The organism is Erythrobacter sp. JB1-15, from assembly GCF_057365035.1.
The window spans coordinates 1,005,999-1,025,772 of record NZ_CP200295.1 but is presented as its reverse complement, the minus strand read 5'-3'; the positions used below and the strand labels follow the sequence as shown (position 1 = coordinate 1,025,772).

Here is a 19,774-nt window from a genome sequence, read left to right as displayed (position 1 = left end):
TCGGTACCGCTTAAGCGGCGCGGTCTAAAGATTGGGCAAAAGCAGCCTAGGGGCAATCCCTGTCAATATTGCGCGGTTCCGCCATCCACGCTGAGCATAGCGCCCGTGATCCCTGCCCCTTCGGGTGATGCAAGCAGCAAGGCCATTGCCGCAATTTCTTCAACCGTGTTGGGGCGTTTGATCGCGGCTTCCTGCGCGAACATCGTGATCATCTCATCAAATTCCATTCCCATTGCCTTGGCGGTTTCAGGGCCGTTATTCTTGATGATATCGGTGACAACAAGGCCAGGGCAGATCGAATTGACCGTGATCCCGTTTTCGCCCACTTCGCGCGCGAGGCTTTTGGTAATCCCGTTCACGGCGTGTTTGGCAGCGGTGTATGCGGTAAAGACAGGCTTTCCATGCTTGCCTTCCATTGATGACATATTGATCACCCGGCCATCGCCTTTGCGGATCATTTCTGGCAAAGCGCGCCGGGTGGCCCAGAACGTGGAATAGACATTCCATTTCATCGCTTCGTCAAACGCTTCATCCGACAGCGCCACCATGGGCTGCAAATCGCCTGCGCCGCCGGCATTGTTGACGAGAATGTCGATTGTGCCGAAGTGATCGATGGTGGTGTCGATGAAAAATTCGACATCTTTTTGCTGCATCACATCGCCTGCAACAAAGATCGCGCGATCTGCGCCCTGACGGCCAACGCGCAATTCTTCAATGACCCGGTCGCCTTTTTCGCGGTTGCGCGCAAACAAAGCGACTTTTGCGCCTTCAGCCATGAATTTTTCCGCGATCCCTCGGCCAAGCCCTGCGGTGCCCCCGGTGATGGCGGCGACTTTTCCTTCAAGTTTCATGGCGCGTTCTCCTCTGAGTGACGGTGTAGCTGTCTGCGTGCGAACGTGCACCTTGCTAATTTAAGCAATTGCCCAGCGAGCTCCCAGATGGATGATGGAACAATGGACAAACCGGATATTATCGTTCTGGGCTGCGGCCCTGCGGGAATGACAGCGGCATTGGCCGCGCATGAAGCAGGCGCGAGTGCCGTGATAATCGAACGGTTTGACCGCATCGGCGGCACGGGCGCGGTTTCAGGCGGAGTGATCTGGGTCGCTGACAATCCGCGCCAGCGCGCAGCGGGAATGAAAGACAGCCGGGACGAAGCGCTCGCTTATTTCAAAGCGCTGGATCACGGCGATCTGGTCGATGAAACGCTGGAGGCCTTTGTCGATATGGGGCCAGAAGCGCTTGGCTTTCTGGAAGACACTGGCGCGCTCAAAACTGCGCTGCTGGACGGCTATCCCGACTATTATCTCGATCGTCCCGGTGCCAAGCCCGAAGGCGGACGCGCGCTCGATCACGATCTGTTTTCTCTCGATGAACTGGGCGATTGGGCGGGCCGCATCACCGCGATTGAAGAAGCAAAGCCGATGATGCTGCGCGAAACCCCTTTGGGCGGAGGCAGCGGAATTGTGGTGCCCGAAGAATTGCAGCGGCGCATGGCGGCGAATGAACGCGGATTTGGCCAGGCGATGATCGGGCGATTGCTTAAGGCGTGCCTCCAACGCGGGATTGAGCCGCTGCTGGGAATTGAAACGGAGCGGTTGATCCAGACGGGCGGGCGCGTGATCGGCATTGCCGGGCAGCGCGGGGGCGCACCGTTTGAGCTTACCGCGCGCTCCGGTGTTATCATTACGACAGGCGGGTTTGAATGGGATGCGCAGATGCGCCAGACATTCCTGCGCGGCCCAGCGCCTGCGCCCGCATCCCCGCCCACAGCGCGCGGTGATGGATTGCGGCTGGCGATGCAGGCGGGGGCACAGCTTGGCAATATGACCAGCGCATGGTGGTCCCCCACGCTCGATATGCCTGATGCGCCATGGGCAGGCGGGGAGAAGCGCGCTGCTCCGATGTTGATCGAGCGAACCGTGCCCCATTCGATCATGGTCAATGGCAAAGGCGAACGGTTCTGCAACGAGGCGGCGAATTATTCAGCGCTTGCCGGCGCGTTTCACGCTTTTGATCCGCAGACCTATTCCTATCCCAATCAGCCCGCCTGGCTGGTGTTCGATGCCCAATTTGAAGCGCGCTATCCGCTGGGCACCAGAATGCCGGGGCAGCCTCTGCCAGATCACGTGCTGCGAGGGGGCAGCGTGGCCGAATTGGCAGGCGCGATGGCGGTGGACAAAGATGCGCTTGAGGCCGCAATTGCGCGGTTCAACACCCATGCGCGCGCGGGCCGCGATCCCGACTTTGCCCGCGGCACGTCCGCTTATGATCATTTCTATGGCGACCGCACACGCAAAGGCACAGCGGTAACTTTGGGGCCGCTCGATCAGGCTCCGTTTTATGCTGTGCCTGTCCATATGGGCATGCTGGGCACCAATGGCGGGGCGCGCACCGATGGGCAGGCGCGCATTCTGGACCATGATGGGCGGCCGATCCCCGGCCTTTACGGCGCCGGCAATGCCATCGCCTGCCCCACAGGCGGCATTTACGCAGGCGCAGGCGGTACATTGGGGCCCGCGCTCACCTTTGGCTATATCGCAGGCAGAACGGCGGCGCGGGCGAATATCTAGCTATCTGTCCAAGCCGCCGGTTAATTCACCGCCCGCGCTTTACCCTCCCAATAGGGCGCGCGCAGTTCGCGGCGCAGGATTTTGCCCGAGGGATTGCGCGGCAAAGCATCGATGAAGTCCACCGATTTGGGGCATTTATATCCCGCAATATGCTGGCGGGCATGAGCGATAAGCTCCGCTTCGCTTAATGTCTGGCCCGGTTTCATCACCACGCAGGCCTTGACCGCTTCGCCCCATTTTTCATCCGGCACACCGATCACCGCGACATCAGCAACCGCTGCGTGCGAATAAAGCGCGTTTTCAACCTCGGCGGGATAGACGTTTTCGCCGCCCGATATGATCATGTCTTTCACCCGGTCATGGATATAGAGATAACCGTCCTCATCGAGGTACCCGGCATCACCTGTGCGCAGCCAGCCATCGGCATCGATGGTTTCAGCGGTCGCTTCGGGCAGGTTCCAATACCGGCTCATATTGCGGCTGGACCGCGTCGCTATCTCGCCCACTTCGCCTGCCGGGACCAGATTGCCTGCTGCATCGATAATCTTCAGCTCAACTCCTGCCAAAGGCTTGCCCACGCTGCGCATTTTGGGAGACCCTTCGGGCACGTGGTCTTCGGGGTCCAGCGCGACAATTGTGCCGCTGGTTTCTGTCATCCCGTACATCTGGATAAACCCGCAGCCGATGACATCCATCGCCTCACGCATGAGTTCGAGCGGGATGGGCGATGCGCCGTAAGTGATGTGAGTAAGGTCGCTGAAATCCACTTCGCGAACGCGCGGGTGGTTGAGCAGGATCTGGATCGCTGCGGGCACCAGAAATATCTTGGATATGTTGTAGTGCTCAATCAGCTCCAGCGCTTTGGTCGGATCATATTCGGGCAGCACAATCGAAGTTGTGCCCGCGATCATCGTGGTGAGACCATTGCCCGATCCGCTGATGTGGAAACACGGCATAGCCAGCAGCGCAACATCGCCTTCGCTGCGTTTTTGCCAGTCGCGGATATTGTCGCCGTGGCTTGCCGGATCAAGGCTTTGCAGCAGTGATCCATGCGTCATCACCGCGCCTTTGGGCCTGCCTGTGGTGCCCGATGTGTAAAGCTGCAGCGCGTCATCATGCGCGGTGATCGCGGTGCCGGGCGCTGCGGGCGCTACGGGCGGGGCCGCATCGCGCCAGCTGCGGTAATCGGCTCCATCGCAATCGGGCGCATCGATCCCGATAATGTGTTCCGCCGCGCCCGTATCACCGCTTGCCTTGCTGAGCATTTCGGCAAAACCTTCGCCCACAAACACCACGCGCGATCCCGCATTGCCAAGGATATAGGCAATTTCAGGCGGGGCGAGCCGCCAGTTCACCGGCGTCATCACTGCACCGATTTTGGCAGCGCCCAGCAAAGCTTCGAAATAAAGCGGATGGTTCTTGCCCAGATAAGAGACCCGGTCACCCTTGGCCACGCCAAGCGCGGTGAGCGCGTGAGCCACTTTGTTGGCCCCTTCATCCAGCTGCGCAAATGTCAGCGTCTCCTCGCCAAAGGTGAAAGCGGGTATATCGGGCGTCATCCGGGCATGATTGGCGACGATCTCACAAAAGGAGGCGGGCTGCGGGGCGCTTTGCTGTGTCATAGGGGCAAAGCTACGCGCACAAGCGGGCGGGGTGGATTGGCACTATTCATAGCCGCGCGATTGCACGCGCTTAGTCTAAGACCCGGATATGCGCGAAGCAGACATCCCCGAAGGCTTTAGCCCGGCCCGGTTCTCTCCCGGATTTCTGGATCATGGCGGGCCGTATTTCCTGATGCCGCGCGATGATGCGCCCAGTCTGGTGGGCCTGCGGATCGCCGCGCATCACATCAATTTTGCAGACAATGCCCATGGCGGAGTGATTGCGACCATGGCCGATGTTGCTTTGAGTTATGCAGTTTATGACGCGCAGCGCCCCCGATTGATGCCGTCTACGGTCACGCTGAATGTGAATTATCTGGGCGGGGCAAGACGGGGTGATTGGCTGATCGGCGATGTCAGGATTGACAGGCTGGGCGGGCGGCTGGCCTATACCAGCGGCGCGGTTATGCGCGCAGATGAAGTGATCGCCACTATCTCAGGCGTTTTTGCAATCAAGCGCTGATTGATCCGCGCCTTATCCCATCCACGGCGCGGCCGCCTGCGTCGATGGATCGCGTTCGTCGTGATACCCGCTTGCGCCTTGCGGTGTGTCGGACAGATCGGTGCCTTCAACCTCGCGAAACTCGCGCCAGTCATACAGGCCTGTGCGCCGCGCGATCCGCCACTCAGCGCCTGTGCCAGTGCCCCGTTTTTCGAACCGGTCAACATAACGGCCCGCAACCACGGCGGAATAGATCACCCCCTTGTCGGGGAACACATCAGGCATGGGAAATCCTGCGGGCACGGTGTGCATCGCGGTCATATAGGTTTCGGTGTGGCATACAGTGCCGCTTTCAAACGCGAACATGGTCTGGCCAAGCTGATGCTGGGTTGCCAGGCACGGATCAATCAGCGCGCGCGCCTGGCTCACAAACTCACGCCAATCGCCTTCAATCTCGCCAAAGCGGAACATCGCATCATCGTGGAACAATCGCTCCATCATGCCCCAGCGCCGCCGGTCAATCGCGTGCGCATAAGCGGCAAGCACATCGCGAATAGCTTCGCGGTCTTCAAGACTGTTGGTCATTGGTTAAGCTCCACGATAACTTTCCCGATATTTCCGCCGGTAAACAGCTTGGCATAGGCGGTAAGTGTGTTTTCAAGGCCGCGTGTCACATCATAGGGCATGGTCAATTGTCCTGCATCAAGCCACCCTTTAAGCTGCGCGGTCAGCCGCTCGCCCTGATCCATAAAGTCGGGGCTGAAGAACCCTTCGACGCGCAAACGGCGCATCAACACCTGATCGAATTCGGCAGGCGCAGTGCGCGATCCGCTGGCATAATCGGACAGCAATCCGCACACCGCGATGCGGCCATAATGGTTCATGCGGGTGAGGACTTCATCAAGGGCCGGGCCGCCGACATTGTCAAAATAGACATCAAATCCGCCTGCCTCATCCAATTGCGCGCCAATATTGCCAGCCTTGTAATCGATAGCCCCCGCGCAGCCCATTTCCTGAGTGAGGAACGCGCATTTTTGCGCGCCGCCTGCAATGCCCCACACTTCGCATCCCATCAGCTTTGCCACCTGCACCGCCAGAATGCCGGTTGCGCCCGCTGCGGCAGATACCAGCACGCGCTCGCCCGCTTTGGCCTGGCCTGTCTCGGCAATGCCCCAGAGCGCAGTCCACCCATTCATACCCAGCGGCCCGAACCATGCGCGCTTGTCCGCAACAGCTGGGTCGAGCGTGATAGCCCCGCTGGCCGCCGCATCCACTTGGCTGATACGGCCCCACACGCCAAAGGCACGCACCAGATCGCCCGGCGCAAACCCATCAGCGCGGCTTTCGATCACTTCGCCCACGACCAGACCCGTCATCGGCGCGCCCACGGGCAATGGCGGCTGATAGCCGTCTTCCCTGTCCGTCAGCCACAGCCGCGTACCGGCATCCATCGACAGCACCGCATTGCGGATGCGGATCTCGCCATCGGCCAAAGCGGGCAAAGGCGCATCCACCAATGCAAGGGCATTGGCAAAGTCGGTGCCATGGGGGCGGCGCTCTATGCGCCAGAACGTGTTTTGCATCACCGCACTGTCCGGGGTGGGGATCGCCGGGGCAAGCCCTCGCTTTTGCTAGGGGCAAATGCGCGCGCGCTATCACTTTGGCGCGGTGCGCGTCCCACGACTGAACGGCTATTCCCGCAGCACATATCGGGAGACACAAGCATGGCACTTATCACTGTAATCGGCGCATCGGGTCGTCAGGGCATGGCGCAGGTCCGTCAGGCTTTGAAGGCAGGCTATGACGTGCGCGCTATCTCGCGTCAGGCCGATCCGTTTGGCGGAGCCAAGATCGACGGCATTGACCGCGTCGAAGTGCGCGCGATGGATCTGTATGATGCCGCCACGTACAAGCCCGCGCTCGAAGGGACCGACTACGTCTTTTACACGCACCCCCTTCAGGCCCGCGCGGACCGCGCCGTGCTGATCGGCGATCTGGGCAAAGCCGCCGCTGAGCTGGGTGTCAAACGGCTGGTGTGGAACACGTCGAGCTGGATCCCTGATCGTCCCGGCGATCCCTTCACCTATGGCGAAAACACCAAAGGGATCAACGCTCTGTGGCGTTCGGGCTGTCCCGGCACCGTGTTTGGCAGCGTGCTCTTCATGGACAATCTGCTGACCAATTGGGCGCGCCCGTTTATCGTGGATGAGGGGCGCTATGTGTACCCGCACAACCCGGAATTGCATGCCAACTGGATCAGCCTTGATGATGTCGCGCGCTTCATGCTCGCCAGCCTTGATCGCCCTGATATGGAAGGCGCATGGCTCAACATTGGCGGGCCAGAGCGGCTGGTGGGCAAACAGGTCACCCAATATCTGACCGATGCCCTGGGCAAGGAGATCACCTACGATCCATGCTCGCCCGAAGAGTTTGGCCGCTATCTCGTCGAAGCCGCGGGCGACACCATGCCGCCGGAAATGCGCGAAGATTTCGCCAAAGGCATTCAGGCGTTTTACGAATACAACAACACCGCGCCCACGCGGCCTTTCGAAGTGGACATGGACCACGTCTATGAACGCTTCCCCGAGCTTGACGGAAAACTGGAGACTTTGGGCGATTGGACCAAGCGGCAGGATTGGGGCGAAAGCAATTTCCGGCCTGCCTTTGGGTGAGACATGGACCGCTGAGAGGGGTTTTTGCAAAAGTTCGGTAAACCCGCAAAGCTTGGAAAACTCGGGCCACCGCGCGTTTTCAGCGGGGCAATGGTGTAACCTTTCGTTCGGGGGCATAATCTCCTGCATCGCGGCCAGTGTGCGGCGGGCAGGATTACAGGCCTGCGCCCGTGTAGGAAAGCTTGCAAGCATGGTCTGATGAGGCGGGCAAAACGGGATCGGTCGTGCTTACAAGCGGCGGCAGCCATCTGGATATCACGCGGGAACTAACTCTCGCTCATGGCAAGGGCTGGCGCGACATGGTAGTGACGCGGCAATGCCTTGACGGATTGAACAACGCGCTGACAATCAAATCAGCGGCGCCTTTCTCGATCCAGATATCGGCCATTGCACAAAACAACGCAGCTGACGGTGCGGAGTGCTCGTTCTAAAAGAGCGGCTGCGCAAAACACTTTGAGGGGAGAGCGGCAGTGACGCTCGAGACGATCGATATTGTGATTATTGCAGGGTATGCTCTGGCTCTGCTGGGCATCGCCTTGTTCGTCAGCCGCGAGCCCAAAGGGCACGCCAAAAACACCGAAGATTACTTTTTGGCCGGTCGCGCGCTGCCGTGGTGGGCGATTGGGGCGTCGCTGATTGCATCCAACATTTCGGCCGAACAAATCATTGGCCAATCGGGCGAAGGCTTTGCCATTGGCATCGCGATTGCCGCTTATGAATGGCAGGCCGCGATTGTCCTGCTGATCGTGGCCAAATACTTCCTGCCAATCTTTCTGAAACGCCAGATTTACACGATGCCGCAATTCCTAGAGCAGCGCTATGGCACAGGCGTCAAAAACCTGATGAGCGTTTTCTGGGTGGCGCTTTACACGGCGGTGAATTTGACGGCGGTGCTGTGGCTTGGCGGTCTTGCGGTGGATACGCTGACCGGATGGGGTGTGATGCCCGCGATGATGGCTCTGGCGGCCTTTGCGGCGCTTTATTCGCTTTATGGCGGGCTGAAAGCCGTCGCTTTGACCGATATCATTCAGGTCGTGATCCTGATCATTGGCGGGCTGGCGATCACGTGGTTTGCGCTTGATGCCTTGCCGGCAAATGGCGCTTTTGCGGGGTTTGGATTTCTTATGCAGGAAATGCCGGGCCATTTCGAAATGATCCTGGATGAGGGCGATAAGGGTTATGACAAATTGCCCGGGATCTGGACGCTGCTCGGCGGGTTGTGGGTGCTCCATTTCAGCTATTGGGGCTTCAACCAATACATAATCCAGCGCGCGCTCGGAGCGGAAAACCTTGGCGAGGCGCAAAAGGGGCTGGCTTTTGCCGCATTTCTCAAATTGCTGGTGCCGTTTATTGTGGTCATCCCCGGCATCGCCGCCGTTATTCTGGCGCAGCAGGGAATGCTTGACGGAGCAGCCTTGGCCGAAAAGTCTGACCGGACTTACGGCCAATTGATGGGCTTTGCCCCGGCTGGCCTTCGCGGACTGGTGTTTGCAGCCCTGATCGCTGCGATTGTGTCCTCGCTTGCATCAATGATGAATTCCATCTCCACCATTTTCACGATGGACCTGTACCGCCATTGGCAGCCTGAGCGCGATGAGAAGCACTATGTCACTGTCGGGCGGCTAACCGCTTTTGCCGCGATGATTATCGCGCTGGTGCTGGCGCGGCCGTTTTTGGGCGGGTTTGAAAGCGCGTTTCAGACTGTGCAGGAATACACAGGCTATATCGCACCGGGCATCGTGATTGTCTTCCTCCTCGGCTTTTTCGACAGGCGAGCGAATTCTGCAGGCGCATTTACCGCATTGATCGGTTCGGTTGCGCTCAATTTGATCGTCAATGCTGCTTTGCCCGAATTGCCGTTCGTCGTTCGCATCTGGATCGTGTTCATGGTGGGAGTGGTTGCCGCCATGGTTGTCTCGCGGATGACGCGGCCGCCTGATCAAGACCGCGTGGTTGATCTTGGCGATATGCGCTTTGATACCAGCGTCTTGTTTAACGTACTGGCCGCGATAACCGTGGTTATACTCGCAGGGCTCTATGTGTGGCTGTGGTGATGCCACCGGGTGATGATCTAACCTTGCGGACGGCCTGAATGGCATCAAGGCCCGCTGTGGCCGGCGGTCTACTCAGCCGCCTGCTGCGCCTCGGCGGTGAATATTTCGGCCAATTCCTCATCTGAGGCATGGGTCAATTTCGCGGCCCATTGGTGAAACACCTGCCCGCCGCGTTCGTTCTTGCCGAAAAGGACATGGTCCATCATGCCCGATTGCAGCGCTTCGTGTTGGCGTTTGCCGGTCGCGTAATCCTCATCGCGCACAACGACTTCGAGAAAGTCAAATTGTTCATGCGCTGATTTGATGTCGGCTTCGTTTTCGGGTTGGTTCTCCATCACATAGAACTGCGTGGTAAAGCTTTCCCCCACGCTCTCGCCGGGAAACAATTGCGAGATCATCGCCCCGCGCTGTCCGCCGCCATAAAAGCTGGCGATCGAGATATGCGGGAAGATCGTCCACACCCCTTGGGTCAGCGCGTCATCGGGTAATTGCTCATCGCTCATTTCGGACAGATCAAGCATTTCATCGCTGCCCGTTTTCTGCGCGAATTTTGAGGGGCTGGAGAGGCGTTGATGCGGACCCCAGAAAAAGTAATTGGCCCGGTTAAAGAAATCCGCGCCAAAGGTGTCTTTGTGCAGCACGGGCAGATGATAGAAATCGAGATAGCCATCATAGGCCGTCTTCCAATTCGGCCCCGCCAATGTGCGCTGCGCAAACAGGGTCCACCCATCCAACCCGAACGCATCAAGCAGCGCGTCATAGCCGCACAGATAGTCCGGGATCGACAGTTTGGAATTGAGATCGAGAGTGGCCCAGATCAGCCCGGCGCTTTCATACACGGGAAACCGTTTGAGGCACAAAGCCGCCTTATCAACCGCACCGAAATCCTTTGGCGAAGCAACGCCCACAAGATCGCCGTCATTCTTGAACGTCCAGCCATGATATCCGCACATAAAGCGCGAAGCATTTCCGGTTGTCCCTGCCTCAACCACAGGATTGCCGCGATGCGAACACATGTTCAAAAATGCGCCCACTTTCCCATCGCGCTGACGGGTGAGCAGCAGCGGCACTCCGCAAATTTCCATGGCTTTGTAATCGCCGGGCTGGGGCAATTCGCATGATGGCGCGACCATAAGCGGCAACCGGCGAAAAATGTTGCGCTTTTCCAGGTCAAACAGATCAGGATCGGTGTAAGTGCTGGCCGGGATTTTGACGACTTCGTCGGCATATTCCATCGTATCAGCCGCGCCGTGATCAATCAGGCTGCGAGTCATAGTGATGAGTTCTTCGCGTGACATCTGTTTGTGCACCTTGCCAAAGCCAGCCCGCTCCCTCCACCCTTCCACCCGGATTCTACTCCGGGATATGATCCGGGTGGAAGGGTGGAGGGAGCGGGCTGGCTTTGGCCTCCACCCAAAAGAAAAAGAAAACGGACCCGAAAGCCCGCCTTCTTTTACAATATTATTCCGCCAGCCTCATCAGAAGCGGAAGCTAACCTCCGCAAAGATTTGGCGCCCGCGGTTTTGAGTCAGGATGATATCATCGCCGCCTACGGGCAGGAATGGCCGTCCGGCAGATGTGTTGGTCCAGATCTCGTCCGCCAGATTGTTGCCAACCACGGCAAGCTTCCATTTGCCATCAGCATCTCCGATCGAAACGCGCGCGTCAAATGTGACGTAGCCATCTTGGACAAAGTCGTTCAGCGAATCCTCATTGGTGATGTAGTCGTCTGAGAAGATTGCATTTCCGCCAAGGCCAAGTTCAAGGCTGCTGCCGACAGGGATCATCCAGTCAAACGCGACATTGCCTGACCATGTCGGCGCGCGGGCGGCATCACGGCCATCCAGATCAATGCCCGCCGATGTCACGAAGCTGTCAGTGAATGAGGCATCGAGATAAGCAATATTGCTCGATACGGTCAGACCTTCGACAGGAGTGCGCCAGCTAAATTCCAGATCCACACCCTGCGAAGTCAGTTCGCCAGCGTTCAAGGTAAGGAACTGGATGTTTACTGGATCAAAGTTTTGCACTTGAAGATCAGAGAACACGTAGTGATACACCGTCGCGTTCAATGTGACTGTGCGATCTGCCCATTGCGATTTAACGCCAATCTCGCCGCCGATTGTTGTTTCAGAATCGAAGATAAGGGCGGAGAAATCGCCGGACAATGCCGCCGCGCTCAAGCTGGAAGACGGCAGCGCAGAGTTATCAATGCCGCCCGATTTAAAGCCCGTTTTGAAAGAGGCAAAGATATTGATGTCATCGGCGGCCTGATATCTCAGCGTGACTTCGGGTGAGATATTGTCATCGGCAAAATCGATGGGACCAGAAAAGAACCCAGGAGCCACAAAGCCCGGGCCTTGCAGGAACAGATGCAGGAATGGCACGCTGATGGTTTGGGTTTTCTTCTCATCTGTGTACCGGACCCCGCCCGACAGCTCGAGATCGTCTGTCAGATCAAAGAAGACAGAGCCAAACACTGACAAAGCTTCGGTTTTGGTGACGTGGCGTTTGTCCCAGTCATAGGTGAAGCCAGTGATGGGATCGGCGCCGAGGAAGGATATGTTGACGGCTTGCTGCGCGGTGTCGAAGACAAAAGTGCGGTCCTCGTAAAATGCGCCCAGCATGAAATTAAATGCCCCGCCAAAATCGGACGTCAGCCGGACTTCTTGTGTGTATTGTTCAAGCTGGTTTTCAGGGTCAGAACAGCCCACACCGCCAGCGACAAATCCGCCTGCGCCATCGGGGAATTGTCCGCCATAGGAATAGCAATCAAAATCGACCGCATCGAGATCCAGAAAACCGCTGGTAGAAGTGAGTTTCAAGCTGTCTGACAGTTGTAGGTTAAACAGCAGGCGGCCAAAGAAAATCTCGGTTTCGCCGAATGGCACCCCATTGCGTCCCGCTGCCGGTGATGGTGTGGGAACTCCGGGCGCCAGGGGCGCTGCGGAATCGGGCAGGAAATAACGTTGATCGGTGTCGTTGCAGTCATAGCCCGGATCAATCAGGATGCCGCCCCCAAGCAGGGAGATCGGATCAGCTACGCCGTTCGCGCCGCAATTGAGATCTGAATGCTGGATTGCACCATCATTGGTGTTTTTCACATATTGCAGTTTGAGGTTAGCATCGAACATATCGCTCGGTTCAAAATCGAGCGTTCCGCGAATGACCAGATTGTCAGTCCCGCGGAACCGGCCATTGGCTGCTGGCGTGCCCTCCTGCAGCTCGACATATTCATCAATGTCATTCCATTGCGCCGCGAGCCGAATACCCAGTGTATCGGTGACAGGGCCAGAGATATAGCCGTTGAGCGTGTAGCCTTTTTCTTCAAATTCATATTGCGCGCGACCGCCCACTTCCCAGGTTGATGTCGGATCAGCGGAGCGGATCGCAAACACACCAGCGGATGCCGATTTACCAAAGAACAAGGATTGCGGACCCTTTAGGACATCGATCTGCTGGGTGTCGAAAAAGCCAGCCTGCACAAGGCGCATGGTCGAGATTTGCACTCCGTCAAAATCGAACGCGACCGCGCTGTCAAACGCGGCAGAGATGTTGGAAGAGCCAACTCCGCGCAAGGACAGCTGACCGCCCGAACCCGATCCGCCGACCTGCACGTTCAGTGTCGGCACACGCCCCACAACATCGGCGACCTGATCAACGCCATATTGCTCGAGCACTTCGCCGCCGATTGCGGTCACGGTCACGGGCACTTCCTGAAGGGTTTCGTTCTGCCGCCGCGCCTGAACGATGATCACAGGCGTTTCCGCTTCGTCTGTGGCGGATGCATCGATCACTTCGGCATCCTGCGCAAAAGCAGCTTGGGGCATTGCGACCAGCGCCGTGGCCGCTGCACTGCCCATCAAAGCGCGGCGCGCGGTGCGTGTCAGATTGCCAGAGGCATTGCGGGCGTGAAGTGTGATCATGTGTGTCTCTCCCTTGTGAGCGGCGCGTGACGCCGACCCATTTCCCCAGCCGCCGCTGCTTTAAATGCAACGGTAAAGCTATGACTGGAGTGTATGGAGGACCAAGAGCGCGCTCATCTAGCAAAAGCGCTAGGCAGAGTTGCAAAATGCGTCATTTTGGCCACAAAGCGCGATTTATACTCAATGCCGTAGCGTCATCTTACGTAAACGGAAGGCGTGAGTGGCGGTTATTGCGCCGCCTGCAACTCGCCGCGGCGCGGGTCATTGGGGTGCACCCAGTCATCACCAATCACCTGCTCAACGCGCAAATCAGCAGGCACATTGTCGGTGCCGATCATATTGTCGCAGCTTTGATGAAACGAATAGATGCGCGCTTCCTGATAGGATAGCGGCACAGACCTGAACGCAGCGCTTTGCATGGATTGTTGGATTGCTTCGCCAAATTGCGTGTCTTCCAAAATGATCGGGCTCATATTGCGGCCATTGGGAGAGGCCGGGTCAGGCACCGTCCAAAGATCAGGCGGCGGCCCATCACCCCAGTCGGGCGCCATCGTCACCAGCTCAAGCCGGGTGGTGGTCAGCGATGTTGGCCAGAACACCAGCGGGGGGACGAAATAATTTGACAAAGGCGACACCCAATTGGGAAACAAAGTATAGCTTTGCGTGCATGTCCGGCCAAGCTCGCCCACGGTTTCAATCTCTTGCCATTCAGGCGGACTGTCGAGCGCGCGCACATGCTCGCGGTCTGTGTTTTCAGGGGCAGGGGCCAGCATGCGCGCATGGCCATTGGGGTAGAGCGTGTTGTAATTCCGCTTGGGATCAACGAGCGGCGCAACCGTATGGGGATGGATAAAAGGGACATGGTAAACTTCCATGTTCGCTTCCATCGCGACTTTCCAATTGCAATTGAGATCGAACGAATAGCGCGCGGCAAGGCGCACTTTATCAAACGCGAATTCGTCCCATTCCTGCATCAGCGGGCCAAGCCACTGGGTAAGCGGCATGGCTTCATCGTCAAAGTTCACAAAGATGACATTGCCCAGCATTTCGCACCGGACCGGGATCAGCCCCCGGCAGCTCATGTCAAAATCTGCGGGGAAATCCTGGCGTTCGGGCACGCCCACCAGAGTGCCATCGGTTTTATACGTCCAATTGTGATAGCCGCACATCAACCGCGATGATTTGCCGCGATCCTGCGTGACAACCGGCGCGCCGCGATGGCGGCACGTGTTGTAAAACGCGCGCACCTCGCCGTCCATGCCGTGCACAATCACAATCGGATCGCCCGCATTGTGCCAGCGCATATAGCAGCCGGGTTCGGGGATCTCGTCGATATGGCCGGCAAACAGCCAGCTTTTGCGAAAGATATGTTCCTGTTCGAGCGCGTAATATTCTGCGCTCGTATACCGCGCGGCGGGCATATCGGGCAGCTTTGGAAAACCTTCAGGCGGGGCAGTGCGCTTCCCTTCCCATTCCATCAAAGCTTTGAGGCGCGCAATTTCAGCAGCGTCGATCATTGACGTGTTCTCCCGCCTGCAAATTTACGCCAGGCGCACAAGAATGCACCTCACACTTTTCTCATCGCTTTAATCAGTGGCGCGCGCCGCTCGCCTGCCTAGTCTGCGAATAAAGACACAGGCTTTTGGGAGAGAGCAATTGGCAGGAAGAGTTGAGGGGCGCGTGGCTCTTGTTACAGGCGGCGCAATGGGTCTGGGCAAGGCGGATTGCGAAAGGCTTGCCGCAGAAGGTGCCAAGGTTATCGTAACCGACCGCGAGGTGGAACTGGCGCACACAGTCGCCGACCAGATCGGCGGCGATGCCATGGCGCTGGATGTGACCAATGAAGGCCAATGGATCGACGTGATGCAGGCGGTGCAGGAACGCCACGGCGGGCTTGATATCCTCGTCAACAATGCGGGCAATGTGATCTTTGAGAATATCGAGGATTGTTCGCTCGATCATTTCAAGCTGCACCTTGATATTCATGTCAACGGCACATTTCTGGGGTGCAAATATGCGCTGCCCTTGATGAAGCATCGGCACAAGACCAATGGCGGTGGGGGTTCTTCCATCGTCAATATGGCATCAACCGCTGCCCTGATGGGATATCCGATGATCCCCGCTTATACTGCGGCAAAAGGCGCGATTTCTTCGATGACGCGCTCCATTGCGATGCACTGCCAGGATGAAGGATATGGCATTCGTGTGAACGCGCTTGCGCCCGGCGGAATTGAAACGCCGATGGTGATGGAAGTGTCAGGCCGTGCGGGCGAAGCGCCAATGGAAATACCCGCAGGCCCGTTGCCCTTGGATGGGCTGGGCCATCCCAATGATGTAGCGGGCTGCGTGTTGTTTCTCGCAAGCGATGATGCGCGGTTTTTGAACGGGCTGACGATCCCTGTCGACAATGGCCTTGATGCCAGACCCCACCATTAAACCGCCTGAGACAGCATCTCGCAGCAGCTGGTATGTGCTGGCGCTGCTGACGCTCGTCAGCATGTTCTCCATCGCTGACAGGTTGGTTTTTTCGATCCTGCTTGAGGATATCAAGGCAGAGTTTGCTTTTTCCGATGGCGAGATCGGCTTGCTCGGCGGTCTGGCGTTTGCGCTGACTTATGTGATCGCAGGCTTTCCCGCAGCGCGGCTGGCCGACCGGTCGGTGCGCAAGAACATTGTCTCTGCCGCGATCACGTTCTGGAGCGGAATGACCGCTCTGTGCGGGCTTGCGACAGGGTTCTGGACATTGTTTGCTGCGCGCACTGGCGTGGGCGTTGGCGAAGGGTGCTCTGGCCCTGCCTCGCAAAGCCTGGTGGCCGATTATTTCCCGCGGGCAGAATTGGCCAAGGCTATGGGGTTTCTCACCATCGGCGCGACCATGGGCACAGCGGGCGGGTTGATTGTGGGCGGACAGTTGAACGAGTTGTTTGGATGGCGCTGGGCGTTTGTGCTGATGGGTTTGCCCGGCATGATCATCGGGGCGATCGTCTATTTCACCGTGCGTGAACCCTTGCGCGGCCGGTTCGCCCCTGATGATGCCAAGATTGAGCAGCAACCGCTTTTGGAAACCGCAAAGACACTTGCGAAAAACCGCGTTTTTATGGGGCTGGCGGTCGGTTGGGCGGTGCAGATCATGATCGGCTATGCGCTGGCCTTCTGGATGGCGGCTGTGATGATCCGCAATTTCGGCATTTCCAGCGGGGATGTGGGGCTATATCTCGGCCTTGCTTTCTTTATCGGCGGCGTGCCGGGGCCGATATTGGGCGGCTATATTGCAGGCTGGCTGACCCGGCGCGATGAACGCTGGCGCGCTTGGATGCCGGGCATTGTCAGCCTGGGCTGCGTGGTGCCGCTCGCGCTGAGCCTGTCATCAAGCGGGTTCTGGCCGTTCCTTGGCTTTTTCGCGGTTGCCTATGCGATTTACGTGATGAGCCAGGCCCCGATCCTGTCCGGCATTCAGGCGGCGGTGGAGCCGGGCCAGCGCGGATTTGCGGTCGCGATTGCGCTGTTCTTCAACAATCTGGTGGGTCAGGCCCTGGGTCTTGCTGTGATCGGGTGGGTCAGCGATTGGCTCGCGCCCACGCAAGGGTCACTGTCGCTGACGATTTCTGTGTTCGGCGTGTGCCTTGTATCAGGCGTGATCGCCATGGCGGTGTTTGCCTGGACGGCTGCGCAAATGCGTTCCAGCGGGTATCTGGAGCGGATGCAATCGGAATGAAAGTCTGCCCTTAGAAACCGGGATGGATCGACAAGGCGCCCCCATCCACCAGCATTTCAGCGCCCGTCATAAATGGGCATTCATCGCTCGCGAGAAACGCAATTGCAGCAGCTGTTTCCGCCGGATCACCCAGCCTGTTCATCGGAGACGTTGCAGCAACTGCTGCTTTCAGGCCCGGCACGGCCTGTTCTGCCGCGTTCAAAATGCCTGTCTCGGTCGCGCCGGGGATTACGGTGTTGCAGCGAATGTTATAGCCCTTTTGCGCGCAATGGACCGCGATGCTTTTGGAAAGCACGCCCACCGCGCCCTTGCTCGAACAATAGGCCGCATCGCCCGGCAATGCGGCCATGGCCGAAGTGGACGCGATGTTGATGAGCGCCCCTTTTGACCCGCCCGGATTGGCTTTCATCGCAGCAATGGCGGCGCGGCACCCAGCCATCGTGCCTTTGATATTGACGCCGTAAGTCTGATCCCAAAGCTCATCGGTCACGTCCTCGATCGAGGCCTGCGAGATGATCCCTGCATTGTTGACAAGAATATCGAGCCTGCCGAACGACGCGGTCGCCTGCTCTATAATTTGGGGCCAAAGCGCGGTGTCTGCCACATCTTGAACCGTAAAGCCTGCGCCGACCGCTTCGCAAACGGGCCTGCCATCCGGGTTTACATCTGTGCCCAGCACATCTGCCCCATCTGCGGCGAGGCGTTTGACTGTGGCGGCTCCAATCCCGCTCGCGCAGCCAGTGACAATGGCGACCTTGCCCGAAAGGTCCGGCATTATTCCGTCTCTTGCCAAACCGCAGCGCTGGCCCGCGCGTTATGGGTTTCGACAAAGCGGGCAAGATTATCTGTCCCCTCTGGCAGTTTCCACCCAACAGTGAACCCGAAATTGGCAAAGCAAAACATCAACAAGTCCGCAAACGTAAACCGGCCAAGCGCAAGATTGTTGCTATCGCCCAAAACGCTATCAAACATCCGCCACTTCTCGTCAGACATGGCCGACAACTCTGCGCCTGCTTCTGCGCTCACCACGCTCATGCGGGGCTCAAACATGGGGCGGCCTGCGCCGGCGCGAAAGCCCATGGTCATTGGCACAACGACTTCCTGATCGAACAATCGCGCCCATTTGCGCACTTCGGCGCGCTCGGCTGCGGTCTCGCCAAACAGATTGGGGGCGGGGTGCTGTTCTTCGACATACTCGCAGATGGGCCAGCTTTCGGTAAGGCAGGTGCCATCGTCCAGTTCCAACGTGGGGATCGTGCCTAGCGGGTTTTTGGCCAGATAGTCTGCGCTTTGCCGGTTTTCGCCGGTGATGATGTCGTAGTGAACCCGTTCAAAGTCCTTGCCCTCTTCCAATCCCTTTTCGGTCATAAACATGCGCACAAGACGTGGGTTTGGCCCCAGACTGGAATGGAGTTTCGGCATCATCACTCTCCTCAAATTTGAAATTGTGCGCGATCCTATGCTTTTGAAGCTTGCCCGTCGCCCTCACAAATGCGCTAGGGCAAACGGGTGGATTGACAGGGACATGATACTGACATGGATTTCCAACTGACCGATGACCAGCGCGAACTGAAAGAGACCGCGCGCAAATTTGCCCGCAGCGAACTGACAGATCTCGCGCGCGATATGGAAGTTAAAGACTATCCGGTCCCGCACGACATGCTGCGCACTTATGGCGAAATGGGCTTTCTGGGTGTGAACTTGCCAGCCGAATATGGCGGGCTGGGGCTGGGCCATCTCGAAGCTTTGTTGGTGCTCGAAGAATTTGCGCAAGTTTCCAATGCGGTCGCCTTTCCGGTGTTCGAAGCGCTCACCGGCCCTGTGCGGACAATCGACCGGTTTGGCTCTCCCGAAATGAAAGCGCGTATCCTGCCAGAGGTTATCAAAGGCGAAAAAATCGTCGCGGTGTCGATGTCTGAACCCGATGCAGGAACCGCGCTGACCGATCTGACGACCAAGGCCGAAGCGGACGGCAATGGCTATATCGTCAACGGATATAAGCGCTGGACCAGCGGCGGTGGGCATTCCGATTACTACGTCACCTATGCGCGGTTCTCTGATGATCCGGGCGCAAAGGGGATCGGCGCGATCCTGCTCGAACGCGATATGGAGGGCATGAACTTCGGAAAGCGCGAGGAATTGATGGGATTTCGCGGCATTCCCACTGCCGATTTCGCCATCGACAATGTGAAAGTATCGCACGAAAATGTGATTGTGGGCGCCGGCGGTTTCGGCAAATTGATGAGCGCGTTCGGGCTGGAGCGCTGCGGCAATGCCACGCAATCGCTTGGCGTTGCTGCAGGGGCGCTGGAACAGGCGCTAGAATACACGCAGGAACGCAAAGCTTTTGGCAAACCCATCGTCGATTTTCAGGCGGTGCAACTGAAGCTGGCCGATATGGCGATGAAAGTGGATGCGGCGCGCCTGCTGATCCACCGGGCTGCGATCAACGCGTCTTCGCAGGATGATGGCCTGCCCACCGTTTATGAAAGCAGCCTGGCCAAATGCTTTGCCAATGAAATCGTGCGCGATGTCGCAGCGCTGGGCATGCAGGTGATGGGCGGATATGGCTATCACACCGAATACGGGATGGAGCAGCGCCTGCGCGATGCCTATGCCTGGGGGATCGCCGGCGGCGCTATTGATGTGCAGAAAACCAATATCGCAAGCGCGATGATCGGGCGGCGGTTTAACCAGCGCGCGTCTTGATCTGTTTGGGCCGCTTGCCCAA

17 protein-coding genes are annotated in these 19,774 nt (G+C 58.1%); 8 read left to right on the top strand and 9 right to left on the bottom strand.

The features are described from left to right. Positions 1–62 precede the first annotated feature (62 nt). Positions 63–851 (bottom strand): SDR family NAD(P)-dependent oxidoreductase, encoded by a 789-nt coding sequence (locus AC0V6L_RS04875; protein WP_486153250.1) that lies wholly within the window; start codon positions 849–851, stop codon positions 63–65. An 87-nt stretch (positions 852–938) separates the two neighbouring features. Here AC0V6L_RS04875 and AC0V6L_RS04870 point away from each other — a divergent pair, with 87 nt between their 5' ends. Continuing rightward, positions 939–2,573 carry an FAD-dependent oxidoreductase gene (locus tag AC0V6L_RS04870; RefSeq protein ID WP_486153249.1) on the top strand — a complete coding sequence of 545 codons (1,635 nt, stop codon included), beginning with the start codon at positions 939–941 and terminating at the stop codon, positions 2,571–2,573. A 20-nt stretch (positions 2,574–2,593) separates the two neighbouring features. On the opposite strand, the gene AC0V6L_RS04865 is transcribed toward AC0V6L_RS04870, so the two are convergent. Next, entirely contained in the window at positions 2,594–4,195 is a 1,602-nt protein-coding gene (locus AC0V6L_RS04865) for a fatty acid--CoA ligase (protein WP_486153248.1), read from the bottom strand. Positions 4,196–4,283: 88 nt separating this feature from the next. Here AC0V6L_RS04865 and AC0V6L_RS04860 point away from each other — a divergent pair, with 88 nt between their 5' ends. Beyond that, on the top strand, positions 4,284–4,697 hold the full coding sequence (locus AC0V6L_RS04860; RefSeq protein ID WP_486153247.1) for a PaaI family thioesterase: 414 nt from the start codon (positions 4,284–4,286) through the stop codon (positions 4,695–4,697). A 12-nt stretch (positions 4,698–4,709) separates the two neighbouring features. On the opposite strand, the gene AC0V6L_RS04855 is transcribed toward AC0V6L_RS04860, so the two are convergent. Together AC0V6L_RS04855 and AC0V6L_RS04850 are read right to left on the bottom strand one after the other, a co-directional pair. Next, on the bottom strand, positions 4,710–5,261 hold the full coding sequence (locus tag AC0V6L_RS04855; RefSeq protein ID WP_486153246.1) for a nuclear transport factor 2 family protein: 552 nt from the start codon (positions 5,259–5,261) through the stop codon (positions 4,710–4,712). Further along, a complete protein-coding gene (locus AC0V6L_RS04850; RefSeq protein WP_486153245.1) occupies positions 5,258–6,259 on the bottom strand; it encodes an NADP-dependent oxidoreductase in 1,002 nt (333 codons plus the stop codon). Before AC0V6L_RS04850 ends, AC0V6L_RS04855 begins: the two co-directional genes overlap by 4 nt. A gap of 141 nt (positions 6,260–6,400) precedes the next feature. Here AC0V6L_RS04850 and AC0V6L_RS04845 point away from each other — a divergent pair, with 141 nt between their 5' ends. The 3 genes from AC0V6L_RS04845 (at position 6,401) to AC0V6L_RS04835 (ending at position 9,402) form a co-directional block, all read left to right on the top strand. Next, entirely contained in the window at positions 6,401–7,348 is a 948-nt protein-coding gene (locus tag AC0V6L_RS04845; RefSeq protein WP_486153244.1) for an SDR family oxidoreductase, read from the top strand. 182 nt (positions 7,349–7,530) lie between these two features. Continuing rightward, positions 7,531–7,779, top strand: a complete 249-nt coding sequence (locus AC0V6L_RS04840) for a hypothetical protein (RefSeq protein ID WP_486153243.1) — start codon at positions 7,531–7,533, stop codon at positions 7,777–7,779. A gap of 39 nt (positions 7,780–7,818) precedes the next feature. Continuing rightward, positions 7,819–9,402 (top strand): sodium:solute symporter family transporter, encoded by a 1,584-nt coding sequence (locus tag AC0V6L_RS04835; protein ID WP_486153242.1) that lies wholly within the window; start codon positions 7,819–7,821, stop codon positions 9,400–9,402. A gap of 68 nt (positions 9,403–9,470) precedes the next feature. On the opposite strand, the gene AC0V6L_RS04830 is transcribed toward AC0V6L_RS04835, so the two are convergent. From AC0V6L_RS04830 to AC0V6L_RS04820, 3 genes are all read right to left on the bottom strand, one after another. Then, positions 9,471–10,700, bottom strand: a complete 1,230-nt coding sequence (locus AC0V6L_RS04830) for an aromatic ring-hydroxylating oxygenase subunit alpha (protein WP_486153241.1) — start codon at positions 10,698–10,700, stop codon at positions 9,471–9,473. 180 nt (positions 10,701–10,880) lie between these two features. Beyond that, positions 10,881–13,328, bottom strand: a complete 2,448-nt coding sequence (locus AC0V6L_RS04825) for a TonB-dependent receptor (protein ID WP_486153240.1) — start codon at positions 13,326–13,328, stop codon at positions 10,881–10,883. Between the two features lie 227 nt (positions 13,329–13,555). After that, complete coding sequence (locus AC0V6L_RS04820; RefSeq protein ID WP_486153239.1) at positions 13,556–14,845, bottom strand: aromatic ring-hydroxylating oxygenase subunit alpha; 1,290 nt, start codon at positions 14,843–14,845, stop codon at positions 13,556–13,558. Positions 14,846–15,008: 163 nt separating this feature from the next. Here AC0V6L_RS04820 and AC0V6L_RS04815 point away from each other — a divergent pair, with 163 nt between their 5' ends. Next, on the top strand, positions 15,009–15,764 hold the full coding sequence (locus AC0V6L_RS04815; RefSeq protein ID WP_486153238.1) for an SDR family oxidoreductase: 756 nt from the start codon (positions 15,009–15,011) through the stop codon (positions 15,762–15,764). Further along, positions 15,745–17,043, top strand: coding sequence for a spinster family MFS transporter (locus tag AC0V6L_RS04810; RefSeq protein ID WP_486153237.1), 1,299 nt, complete (start codon positions 15,745–15,747; stop codon positions 17,041–17,043). The genes AC0V6L_RS04815 and AC0V6L_RS04810 overlap by 20 nt, the downstream gene beginning before the upstream one ends. Positions 17,044–17,053: 10 nt before the next feature. Here the strand turns inward: AC0V6L_RS04810 and AC0V6L_RS04805 are convergent, their stop codons facing one another. Next, complete coding sequence (locus tag AC0V6L_RS04805; RefSeq protein ID WP_486153236.1) at positions 17,054–17,818, bottom strand: SDR family NAD(P)-dependent oxidoreductase; 765 nt, start codon at positions 17,816–17,818, stop codon at positions 17,054–17,056. Next, positions 17,818–18,468, bottom strand: coding sequence for a glutathione S-transferase family protein (locus AC0V6L_RS04800; protein WP_486153235.1), 651 nt, complete (start codon positions 18,466–18,468; stop codon positions 17,818–17,820). The genes AC0V6L_RS04805 and AC0V6L_RS04800 overlap by 1 nt, the downstream gene beginning before the upstream one ends. A 111-nt stretch (positions 18,469–18,579) precedes the next feature. Between AC0V6L_RS04800 and AC0V6L_RS04795 the strand changes: the two genes are divergently transcribed. Next, a complete protein-coding gene (locus AC0V6L_RS04795; RefSeq protein ID WP_486153234.1) occupies positions 18,580–19,752 on the top strand; it encodes an acyl-CoA dehydrogenase family protein in 1,173 nt (390 codons plus the stop codon). Positions 19,753–19,774 lie beyond the last annotated feature (22 nt).